At 33.3% G+C, this 11573-nt stretch carries 12 protein-coding genes and 1 tRNA gene; 5 read left to right on the plus strand and 8 right to left on the minus strand.

Features of this window, described 5'->3' with window-relative positions; all coding sequences use genetic code 11:
* Positions 1 to 85: 85 nt before the first annotated feature.
* The 5 genes from IC221_RS12095 to tilS form a co-directional block, all read right to left on the minus strand.
* Entirely contained in the window at positions 86 to 655 is a 570-nt protein-coding gene (locus IC221_RS12095; protein WP_188169218.1) for a cytochrome c oxidase subunit 3, read from the minus strand.
* Positions 656 to 661: 6 nt separating this feature from the next.
* On the minus strand, positions 662 to 1603 hold the full coding sequence (gene cyoE / locus IC221_RS12100) for a heme o synthase (protein ID WP_367397767.1): 942 nt from the start codon (positions 1601 to 1603) through the stop codon (positions 662 to 664).
* A complete protein-coding gene (locus IC221_RS12105; protein WP_188169220.1) occupies positions 1563 to 2591 on the minus strand; it encodes a heme A synthase in 1029 nt (342 codons plus the stop codon). The genes cyoE and IC221_RS12105 overlap by 41 nt, the downstream gene beginning before the upstream one ends.
* Before the next feature lie 123 nt (positions 2592 to 2714).
* Positions 2715 to 3236: a Crp/Fnr family transcriptional regulator gene (locus IC221_RS12110; RefSeq protein WP_044203494.1), complete on the minus strand. Its 522-nt coding sequence runs from the start codon at positions 3234 to 3236 to the stop codon at positions 2715 to 2717.
* 16 nt (positions 3237 to 3252) lie between these two features.
* Positions 3253 to 4605 (minus strand): tRNA lysidine(34) synthetase TilS, encoded by a 1353-nt coding sequence (gene tilS / locus IC221_RS12115; protein WP_188169221.1) that lies wholly within the window; start codon positions 4603 to 4605, stop codon positions 3253 to 3255.
* Between the two features lie 374 nt (positions 4606 to 4979).
* On the opposite strand from tilS, the gene IC221_RS12120 reads away from it, so the two are divergent.
* Positions 4980 to 6650 carry an OstA-like protein gene (locus IC221_RS12120; protein WP_188169222.1) on the plus strand — a complete coding sequence of 557 codons (1671 nt, stop codon included), beginning with the start codon at positions 4980 to 4982 and terminating at the stop codon, positions 6648 to 6650.
* A 261-nt stretch (positions 6651 to 6911) separates the two neighbouring features.
* Here the strand turns inward: IC221_RS12120 and IC221_RS12125 are convergent, their stop codons facing one another.
* Entirely contained in the window at positions 6912 to 7079 is a 168-nt protein-coding gene (locus IC221_RS12125) for a hypothetical protein (RefSeq protein ID WP_188169223.1), read from the minus strand.
* Positions 7080 to 7278: 199 nt separating this feature from the next.
* On the opposite strand from IC221_RS12125, the gene IC221_RS12130 reads away from it, so the two are divergent.
* Positions 7279 to 8136 carry an AraC family transcriptional regulator gene (locus IC221_RS12130; RefSeq protein ID WP_188169224.1) on the plus strand — a complete coding sequence of 286 codons (858 nt, stop codon included), beginning with the start codon at positions 7279 to 7281 and terminating at the stop codon, positions 8134 to 8136.
* Positions 8137 to 8230: 94 nt separating this feature from the next.
* Complete coding sequence (locus IC221_RS12135) at positions 8231 to 8650, plus strand: DUF4345 domain-containing protein (RefSeq protein WP_188169225.1); 420 nt, start codon at positions 8231 to 8233, stop codon at positions 8648 to 8650.
* Between the two features lie 337 nt (positions 8651 to 8987).
* Here IC221_RS12135 and IC221_RS12140 read toward each other — a convergent pair whose 3' ends face one another.
* Positions 8988 to 9905, minus strand: coding sequence for a 1,4-dihydroxy-2-naphthoate polyprenyltransferase (locus IC221_RS12140; RefSeq protein ID WP_188169226.1), 918 nt, complete (start codon positions 9903 to 9905; stop codon positions 8988 to 8990).
* A 97-nt stretch (positions 9906 to 10002) separates the two neighbouring features.
* Between IC221_RS12140 and IC221_RS12145 the strand changes: the two genes are divergently transcribed.
* Both IC221_RS12145 and IC221_RS12150 read left to right on the plus strand, forming a co-directional pair.
* Positions 10003 to 10695, plus strand: a complete 693-nt coding sequence (locus IC221_RS12145) for an NAD-dependent deacylase (protein WP_188169227.1) — start codon at positions 10003 to 10005, stop codon at positions 10693 to 10695.
* Positions 10696 to 10818: 123 nt separating this feature from the next.
* Positions 10819 to 11223: a DUF1987 domain-containing protein gene (locus tag IC221_RS12150; protein WP_188169228.1), complete on the plus strand. Its 405-nt coding sequence runs from the start codon at positions 10819 to 10821 to the stop codon at positions 11221 to 11223.
* A gap of 277 nt (positions 11224 to 11500) precedes the next feature.
* On the opposite strand, the gene IC221_RS12155 is transcribed toward IC221_RS12150, so the two are convergent.
* Positions 11501 to 11573, minus strand: a tRNA-His gene (locus tag IC221_RS12155).

Genomic DNA, 11573 nt, shown 5'->3' on the forward strand with positions numbered 1-11573 from the left:
TCCTAACACAAATAAATGGTCGTTTTTTAACAATAACAACTATTTGATGACATTTGTGTTATTTTTTTATGACGATTGTCATTCTTTAGCGATTTAAAAGTAGAAAAACAAACAGATAAACCCATAATCCACCAAGGAAATGCCAATAGTTGGCACACATCTCCATTCTTACGATAGATGATGAATTGATCTTATTTCTATATGATTCTACTAGTATAATCCCTAAATAAATAATACCACTAACGATATGCAAACCGTGTAATCCCGTCAAAACATACACAAATGAACCCGATGGGTTACCTACAAAGTATACATTAATATCTACTAACTCTTCCCAACCAATAAATTGTAAGAACAAGAAAACAAGTCCGAGCACTGAAGTTAAAGTAATGGCACTTTTCAATTGTGACATATTATCTTTTTTGGCTCCTAAATAAGCCCAGTGCATTGTCAAACTGCTTACTAATATAACAACTGTACTTGCATACAAAATGTTTGGTAATTCAAATGTATACCAATTCCCTTCTGCTTGTCTTACGATGTATGCACTTGTAAGTGCTGCAAAAATCATCACTACACTAACGATGAACAACCACATCGCAAATTTCTTTGGATGCATGCTTAAAGGGCGTTTAGGTGTATTTACTGCCGACATAGTTTCTTAAATCTTATCTATTAAATATACAATTTGAACAATGGGTAAGTAGATAAAGGATGAAAACATAATTTTCAATGCTGCTTTATCTGTTTTATCTTTTATTAGGCCGAATGTTTGGAATAAGAATCCTGCACCAGCCAATGCTGCAATAATCCCAGAAATATGACCAGTTACACCAAATTGTGTAGGCAGGAAGCCCATTGGCAACAAGAACATAGTATAAATCGAGATTTGTATTGCTGTATTTACGTCTTTGTCTCCATTAAAAGGAAGCATCTTGAAACCTGCTTTCTTGTAGTCTTTGTCCGCCACCCAAGCAATCGCCCAGAAGTGAGGGAATTGCCACATAAATTGAATTGCAAACAAGATCAACCCTTCTATACCTATAAACCCTGTCGCTGCTACCCAACCAATCATTGGAGGGAAACCACCTGGAAATGCACCTACTAATACAGACAAAGGTGTAATCCTTTTTAAAGGTGTGTAAACAAAGGCATATAAGATTAAGGACAACAAGGATAACATTGTGGAGTATGCGTTCAAGAAGGTAAACATGATCGCACCTCCTAAAACTGCAAGAACTGCCGCATAAATTGCTGCTTCTTTTCTTGAGATAATCCCCAAAGGCAAAGGTCTATTCATAGTTCTCTTCATCATCTTATCGTATTCTTTTTCAAGAATTTGATTGATGGTATTTGCAGAACCAGTAATTAGAAAACTACCAATGGTTAATGCTAAAATTTCTATTGCAGAAGCATCTTTTGTCCCCAACAAATAACCAAAGATTCCAGAGAAAACGACTACCATTGTAAGCCTTACTTTCAATAAGTCATAGAAATCTCTGAACCGACTCTTCCTCGGTGTTATCAACTGCTCTTTTTCTTTTACTTCTGCTACTAACATATTATGCTGTTGCGTTTTTTTGTTTGAATGTCTTATTGTCATGAGATATAGTGTTCTCTAGAACTTTAGAGTGATTCACTAATAATGCAATGTAGAATTGGCATCCAACGATTAGTGAACCTAAGAGTAAATGTATTGGCTGAAGGAAAGCTGGAATACCGAAATGCCCCATAATAGCTCCCGATGCAATCACAACTCCAAAAAGACCTAACATTACTTTAGACCAGAATCTTGAAGGGTGATTAACTTCTGTACCAGAAAATATATGTTTTACAAAAATGATATTAAGGATCAATACTAGGATTGAAAAAGATCTATGAACTAGGAATGTCCAGCCCAACTGATCTATCCATAATTCTCTTTGTTGCTCATCAAAACTTTTTGCAACGATATCTACAGACTCTCTTACTTGTGTTCCAAGAATGATCTGAAGGAATGACAACATCAAAATCCCAATCATCCATTTATTGATGGTCTTGATGTTATGTGGATCTTTATAGGTCAATTCTTTCTTGTGAGATCTTGCTACAGCGTAGATCAAAACACCAACAATGATTAGTGCGACCAACATGTGTAATGTGATTAATACAGGATGTAGATCTGATGATACTACTTTTGATCCTAACCATCCTTCAAACCCAACAAGAACAAATGCTGTAAATGAGCACCAAGTCACAACTGGGTCTTCCTTTCTGTAAGAGAAAGAAAAAACTAATGTTAGAAAAACGAAGAATCCAATCAATACTCCCACTAAGCGATTGACATATTCAATCCATGTTTTAATCGGTGAAAAGTCTGCAATTTCTCTTCCCTGAACTGCAAAAACTGTTTTATAATCTTCCGGAAGCTGACTGACATCTGTTGGTGGCACCCAAGTACCAAAACATTTAGGCCAATCGGGACATCCCATTCCAGAACCCGTACTTCTCACTATCCCTCCCACTAGAATTAAGAAAAATACTGCGTAGACAGTAATTACTCCAAATCTTCTGTAGAGTGCTCCGTTGTTTGTTAAATTCTTGCTGTTCATACTAAATATCAATTAACCTTTATTAAAAGGAACAAAGATCAACTCATAGGTTGTAACGCAAAAATATAAAAAACATCTGATTTATATGACATTTGTCATGTTTTATTTGTGATAAAATTCACCTTAAAACGGCATAAAAGCTCTTCCAAGGTCAAAAAATCCAAATGATTCTTTATAAGCACGGAACAAATGAGCTGTAAACCTGTCATATATCTCTGCCATGCTTGTCATCATTTTCGCTTTGATTTTATTGTTTTCCTCAAAAATATTGTGAATTACTGCTTGAGGAATTACATAAACATCGGCGTGATCTGAGAAGCAAACGGCATTGTAAGGACGGTTTGTACCTTCCAAAATTGCGTTATCACCAAAAGTTTCCGTAGCCTTTAGGTGAACTAAATCTTCAAATTTATCTTCAATATCAATGTTCAAAGTCACGATACCTCTAGAAATAAGATACAGTGCTTGACTTGGGTCATCTCTAAAAAATATCACTTCCCCTTTAGTATAGTGTCTAAGGTGTAAATGAGGAGTAAACTTCGAGAGTTCATCGTCTGTTAGTTTGGAAAACAAGATGCCTCTTCTCATAAAATCGAAAAGTGTTCTTTCTTCGTTATTATATGTCTTTTTGAAGATATTAAACATGAACGTATATCTAGTATTAATGCTTTTCTATAGAAATCATCATCAATTTGCAAGGAAAATTCGTTATTCTCAAACTTTCTGAATTTCTAATTCCCAAAACGCTCAATATTTCTCCATCCTTGGATTCCAAAACTAAAATTTCACTTCTCAAGTATTGTGGTATTTTTTCATCCTGTAATAAATCAAAAACTTTCTTACTTCCATTTCTCATTCCGAAAGGTTTAATTCTATCTCCTTTTTTTACATTTCTGATTGTTAGAGGAAACAGACTTTCTGGAATGTAGATATCATCCAAACTCATTTCATCTACTGAATGAATCTGCTTTTCCACAACGACTACTTTATTATGCTTATGAAAGAATTCTTTTTCCTCACTTGTAATATTAGTAGCCAAGCTAAAATCAGATTCATGATCAGCAACCTCCTTTAATATTGTATCATTTTGAGTCGTATAAAGTGCCATCACTTTATTCGTTGAATAATAGACTAGAGAAGATTTATCTTTATTTTGATATAAATCCTTCACTGTATTATAATCAAACTGATAAGGTTTTAGATAATAAAACAGCAAAATCTCATCGATACTTTGAATATCTCTAAGTGTGATACTTATCTCTTCTTCCGACTCCTTGACATACTTCTTTTTAAAGATTTCGAGCTGATAAAATAGGTTTTGTTCGACTTTATAAAATAACTCTGATGATAATTGAATTGTTTTCTCAACCGATGGATTTATTTCTTTTAAAATTGGAATTACTAAATGTCTCAGTTTATTTCTAGCATATTTAGTAGATTGATTAGATTGATCTTCTCTCCATTCCCATTTACTTTCTTGAGCAATTTGTATTATTTCCTCTTTTGATAAAAATAAAAGTGGACGAATGATATTACCTCTTTTTGGTAGTATTCCATGAAGACCCTCAATACCAGTCCCTTTAGTTAGATTAAAAAGTATTGTTTCTAAATGATCAGATTTGTGATGTGCTGTAGCAATGAAGTCGTAATTATTTTCTTTAAGAATATACTGAAACCAATCATACCTCAACTTTCTAGCTACCATCTGAATGGATTGCTGATCTTCTTCAACTTTTTTGGCTGTATCTACTTTCTTAACAAAAATTGGAACGTTCATCTTCTTCGCAAAATCTCTTGCAAATTGTTCATCTTGTTCTGAATCCTCTCCTCTTAGCTGAAAATTCATATGTGCCAATGCAAAATCAACTTTATTTACCTTGAGTAATAAGGCAAGAACCACTGAATCTACACCCCCACTAAATGCTAATAATAGCTTATTTTTATGGGTTTGAACGCCGATTCGATTAAGAAAAGTTAAAAATTGGTCATTAACTGTTTTACGAATGTCTATCATATACAAGTAAGCACTTGGTCAAAAATAATTAACAAGAAATTCTAAGTATTTCCAAAGATCCCATCTCTAAAAGACTGTTTTGTTTGATGTTTTTTAGAAGAAGTAATCATAAAACAATATTAAGAATTAATGCGAATTATTTTTATCTCAGTCCTTATTTATTATGCTAACTTAAATTTTACCGCTTGGAGTCAAATTAATTACAAATATTTTTCCATTAAAAGCACACGAAATATTGTTTTTAGACGCAACTAGGATAAATTTGCATTCTTGTAATGTTTACTGAATAGTCTACAAAACATGGATCACCGCTTTTAATTGAGTAATCTTTCTCTCACTAAATTGTGATCACATTTTTAAGCAGCAAAAATACAATGAAGAAACAGATTTTATTTAGCATTTTTATTTTGATTTCCTTACTTCAAAGTTTTCAATCTTATGGACAGCAAGAAGATAAAGTTAGGATAAAAGCTGCTAGATCTAAAGGTATCCCTGGATATAGAGTTTTTTACAGTGCCCCTGGAAAAAGGGTAATACTAACTCAACAATCAACAACTATTTATTGCGATGAAGCGCGTCAAAATAGTAAGACAGAAGATGTAGTTGCTACGGGTAATGTGATTGTTGTTGACAAAAAAACTAAAATATACGGTGACAAACTTGACTATAGAAAAACAAAAGGTGAAGTAGTAATTACTGGCCGAATTGTAAAACTGATAGATGAAGACGTTACATTAACCACTGACAAGCTGTATTACTATACTGCCACTAAAGAAGCTAAATACCTAACAGGTGGTAAAGTTATTCAAGAGTCAATGGTCCTAACATCTATTGAAGGTTATCTTCAAAAGAAAGAATTAATCTTTATCAAAGATGTGGTCATGGATGACTCTGTACAGGTTCAACACCTCGAAACAGAAAAATTAATCTATGACAGAGAAACTAAAATCTCAACATTTAATACACGTACAACCATCACTAGTAAAGATGGAGATGTAGTTGCAAATGCTGGCACGTACAACAATGGCAATGGTATGGTACACTTTGAAGGTTCTGCTGTTGTTGAGAATGAAAAGTACATCCTGATCGGTGATAAAATTGACACTAATAAAGATACAGGAGACAGTAAAGCTTTTGGTAATGTAGTATTCTTCAGTAAGCAAGACACTGCAATGATCTATGCAGATGTCGTTATCCACAAAGACAGTTCAACATTTGCATATGGCGACGCTCTAATGTCGAAACCTATCAAAGGAAACTGGATGGATATGTATTACCTAGCCGCTGATACACTTCACTCTATTAACGATACTACTACGCAAGAAAATACTTTATATGCCTACCATAATGTAGCGATGTGGTCTCACGACATGAAATCAAGATGTGACTCGTTAGTTTACTTCTACAATGACTCAATGATTTATTTCTATGATGATCCTAGAATTTGGGCTCAGAAGTCGCAAATGACAGCAACAACAATTAGAACAGATATCACATCTAAGGGTGTTGAGCGATTGTATTTGAATAGAAATGGCTTTATTATTTCTGAAGATACAATTGAAAACTTCAACCAAGTAAAAGGTAAAAAAATCATTGCACATTTTGAGGATAACGAACTTTATAAAGTAGATGTAAAAGGTAATGGCATGACTAGGTTCTTCCAATTAACAGAAGACAAAAAACATATTTACGCCCTTAACAAATCTTCCTGCCCTTCGATGTCTATTTACTTTGTGCAAGATAACGAAGTAGAAAACATCATCTATAATGCCAAACATAATTCAAATGTATTACCTCCAAGTAAGATCCAAAAACCGGATATGTACTTACCAGGTTTTAAAAATAGGTTTAATGAAATGCCACCTAGAGAGGAACTCCTGGAAAGAATTAGGTTGAGAAGTGATTTACCAGACCCTATGCCTAGGGACCCTGTTAAACAAGCCGATCAGATTAAAATTCTTTGGGATGGGTCTCAGGTATTGAATAAATTCTACAATGGTGAGAAGCTTTTTGATCCTACCCGATTGAGAAAGAAGAAACAATAATCTAAATCAGGTACAAATCATTTGAAATCACAAGAACAAAGAAAAAGGATTGTGCTCTAAGCTCAATCCTTTTTTATAAATTAAAATGAACATGACATTAGTTTGTCAAACAATCTAATTGGAGCATTAATTACTTCTATTAAAATAATTTATTTTACTTTCAATATTAGCACAATCACATTACACTCTAACTTTCTGAAGATGGAGGTATGATACTTTATACTAAGAAATACCAATTCCATTAGAATACTCGCATTAAACTCACCCTTCTTTTAAAGCCTTGATTTTATCTTCCAATTCCTTGGCTTTCTTCACAAACTTTTGTTGTTTTTTCAAGGAAGGTAAGACCTCTAGGTCTTGGTTTAAGGTAGCTAAATGTTGTTCTAATTCTTTTTCTAATTCCTCTAGTTGTTCTTTTTTCGATTTCATATCTTCGGTATTAATATTTTGAATCAATATATTTTTGTCCTTCAAAAAGAAGTGAGCTCAAAGGTAAAAGATAAACTTTATCAGACAAATGCTCATTTTCATTGATTAGGAATTATTCTTTGAAAGAGGAGAATTAATGATCGGATAAAAATTGCGAATCTGAACTTATAAGCATCAAGACAAAAAGAGAATTATTTGTATGACAACTGACATCATTGAAATTAATAATTTTGTGGTTCTAACAGACTCCACCGATGCTAAAGAAGCTGAAGTCTATCAATGTCAATTCGATCAGGAAATGATAGGTATCTCCTTTTATGATTCTGGCAATGTAAAAATAAAAGTGGAGTATAGTGATGGTCAACAAACATTAGAGAGTAGTAAGGGAATGGCCATGTCTTTTTATGGAGATAATACGGTAAAGTTTTCTCATCAAATCGATCAAAAAGAACCTTTGCACTCTGTCAGTATTTTCTCTACTGTCGAGCATATTAATCAGTTACAGGATCAGGAGAAATCACTTTTTGTAACTTATCTCTCTAATTTGCTACACTCCCCCAATGCTTTTGAACTAGGGGCAAAAGTGACAATGAATGCAGAAATGCATCTTACGATTTCAAAGATTTTCCAAACTCCATTTCAAAATTCTACCCGATTACTGTTTCTGAAGAGTCAGGTCCTTGAATTACTTTCTCATTATTTCTCACAAATCGAAGAAAAACCAAAAGTTCTTTTTACAGAAGAAGACCAAGAGCAGCTCTTTAAGGCCAAGGAAATTATCCTTCAAAACATGAACAAACCCCCTACGCTCTCTGAACTTTCCAAACTTGTAGGAATGAATAATAATAAGCTCAATAAAAATTTCAAAATGTTATTTGGTGTCCCAGTCTTTAAGTACCTACAACTACAAAGACTCAGTAAAGCCTATCAACTTCTTAAAGACAATAACATGACTGTACAGGAAGTCGCTTGGTTTGTGGGCTATGATAGTTTGAGCTCTTTTTCCAATGCATTTCAAAAACAATATGGCTGCCGACCAAGTGCAATGATGATATAATTTTTTTGAAACAAATCAGAATTATTTTCAAACAAGTGAAGTAAAAGCGATGACTGTACCTTTGAATTAGTAAAAAATTAAAGATCTGATTCAAATGAAAAATTCAACTATTATTACAGTATTCCTTTCTCTAAGTGCTATTGTAGGACTTTATGTTGGCGGCAGCTTACTCTTCTCTCCTGCAGCATTACAAGCTCAAAGTGATATTATTATCGAAAGCCCAAGTCATTTTAGTGAAACAAGAGCTCCGGGTGCAGCAATATTCTTTTCTACTTTCTTTATCATCTTAGGCATTTTCAAATCAAATTGGCGCTCTAACGCTCTATTTTTATCTGCATTACTATTTAATGCTTACGGGCTAGGTCGGTTATTGAGTTATTTCTTAGATGGAAAACCAGCAGATGGTTTGGTAGCTGCTATGATTGGCGAATTATTTTTTGGGGTTATAGCATTATTCCTTTACATCAAAATAAAAAAAGAGAAAGTGTTTGATAAAGAATTAATCATGAAATAGAATAGTCAATATTATAAGTCTTATCATTGAATTTTATAAAAATTAATTACTGATAAGTACTAAGACAAAAATAAATCATAGTTAATTCTTATTTATTTTTTGTGAGTACAACGCTAAAAAACGTATAAATAGTGGTTCTATTTAAAGTTTTTTGAAGGCAGTAATCGCAAAACAATAAATGGAATTAGTGGTATATAATTTTGTCTTGGTACTTATACTTCAGTTTTCTACATAGAATATCCAAAGTAAACTTTTAAAAGAAAGAAACAGCACTAAGATAAAAACTTAATGCTGTTTCTGTTATTTCAATCTTTAAGAGTTATTTAGAATGAAGCACCTATAACCCTAAATCTATATATAAAGGTAGTAGTTGTCCAATACCAAATGTCAATGAAAATAGTAAAGAAGACATTGCCATTTGTTTTAAATAGGGATCTAACTCTGATGGCTGATCCAATCTTGTCACTGCCATACCATTTTTTCTCAAAAGTGGAAAAGTTAAAATAAACAACCACTGTAAAGGCGATTCGAAATTATAGGAAACATAAAGTAACGCTAATCCCATTGCTGAGAATAATAAGGTCCAGTGGTATAAAACTGCCCATTTTCTTCCAATACGAACAGGAACAGATTTCTTACCAGCCTTAATATCTGATTCAATATCTCTTATATTATTCACGTTGAGTACTGCTACTGCCAATAATCCGCAAGCAGATGCAGGAAACAACAACAATACATCTAACTCTTTCACCTGTAAATAATAGCTACCAATCACTCCTACTAATCCAAAGAAAATATAAACACTCAAATCTCCAAGACCTGCGTATCCATAAGGTTTCTTACCTGCAGTATACGTTATTGCCGCAATGATTGACAAGACTCCTAAACCTAAGAAGTAGAAGAACTCCGTCCATGAGGATAGACTTATATATAATAAGGTCAAACCTGAAAATAAAGACAACGCACTAAAAATGATCATTGCCGTTTTCATTGCACCCAATGAAATGGCTCCAGACTGTACTGCTCTTGAGGGACCTTCTCGCTCTTCATGATCTGCTCCATGCACTGAATCCCCGTAATCATTTGCTAAGTTGGATAGTATTTGTAAAAAAATTGTAGTTAAAACACACAAACCTACAATTTCAAAACTGAAATACTCTTCTAATTGTCTATATGCTAGCAAACTACCAAGAATGATACTTGATAATGCGAGTGGAAGTGTTCGTAATCTAAAGGCCTGGATCCAAGCTTTCATCGTAAAATAAATTATGTTCTTTAAAAAGTTCTGACAATATTACTTTCTTTATACGACAAAAGCACATCTATTTTATAACGTTTAGAGAGAAATTAACATGAAAAGGAAAAAAATTACCGTTTTAACTGGCGCAGGTATATCTGCAGAAAGTGGAATCGCCACTTTTAGAGGCAGTGATGGCCTATGGGAAGGACACGATATTATGGAAGTTGCATCTCCACAAGGTTGGAGTAGAAATAGAGAATTAGTTCTTCACTTTTATAATGAGAGACGAAAAGCGGCAAAAAAAGCAGAACCCAATAAAGGTCATCTCCTATTAGCAGAATTAGAAAAGGATTATGATGTAACCGTCATTACTCAAAATGTAGACAACCTTCATGAACGAGCAGGGTCAAGTAAAATTATTCATTTACATGGGCAGTTATTTCAATCAAGAAGTACGCTAGATGAAAGCTTGGTTTATGAAATGGAACATGATGAAATTAAATTAGGAGATAAATGCGAAAAAGGAAGTCAGTTAAGACCAAATATTGTTTGGTTTGGTGAAGATGTACCTTTAATGGAAGCTGCCGTTGAAATCACCGAGCAAAGTGACATATTCATCGTAGTAGGCACTTCATTACAAGTTTACCCTGCAGCCAATCTTATTCATTACACTCCTGCTCATTGTAAATCCTATTTAATTGATCCTAAGATACCTGCGAATGCAGACTTAAGAAATATCCATCTTATCGAGAAAGGAGGAAGTGAAGGATTAGAGATTCTGAAGGGTTTATTAACAAAAAACTGAAATTTCTTATAATTTTTTAATGAAATAATTGTATAAGTGTAGGTTTTACATTATTATTGTTAATAACTCAATGAGAATCATTGACTTGTGTAATTCGATTGTAAGACTAACGAAACTATCTAAATGGAAAATTTATCAATTAACGCTTCTTTACAAAATAAGCAAATACCACAAATCTTTCTCAATGCAGACAATGGTAAAGGGGAAATAACTGGTGCGTCCTTCCATGAAAATGCATTTTACTTATACAAAGAAGTAACAAATTGGATTAATGAGTATTTGGAAGAAAACAAAACCCTAGCATTAACTTTTGGTGTGAATTACTTTAATACACCATCGGCAAAGGGCATTTACAACATTCTTGCTACATTAAAAGAATGGACGCACGAAAACAAAGAAATATCATTGAAATGGTATGTATTTGAAAATGATGATGACTTATATGAAGACATTGAAACATTAGCTGAAGATGTAGAGCTCAATATTTCTATAATAATGAGTGATAAAAAACATCAGATAGCCAGCTAAACATGTTTTTATCCACTAAAAACAACTATCATCAACTAAAAGGCATTTTTGTGCCTTTTTTTTATTTTAAGTACAAATTCAAAATTATCTAATACTAATTCTATTTTTTGTTTTCCGATTACTTCCTTCATAAAACGCTAAATAGAACCACTATTCAAACGTTTTTTAGCGTTGTACTCACAAAAAATAAATTAGAATTAACTAAGATTTATTTTTGACTTAGTACTTATAAGATTTTGGGCATAAAAAAAAGCTTTCAATTTCTTGAAAGCTTTTGGGCGAACGATGGGATTCGAACCCACGGCCCCCGGAACCACAAACCGGTGCTCTAACCAACTGAGCTACGATCG

The sequence above is a fragment of the Flammeovirga sp. EKP202 genome (assembly GCF_014534745.1).
Lineage (GTDB): Bacteria > Bacteroidota > Bacteroidia > Cytophagales > Flammeovirgaceae > Flammeovirga.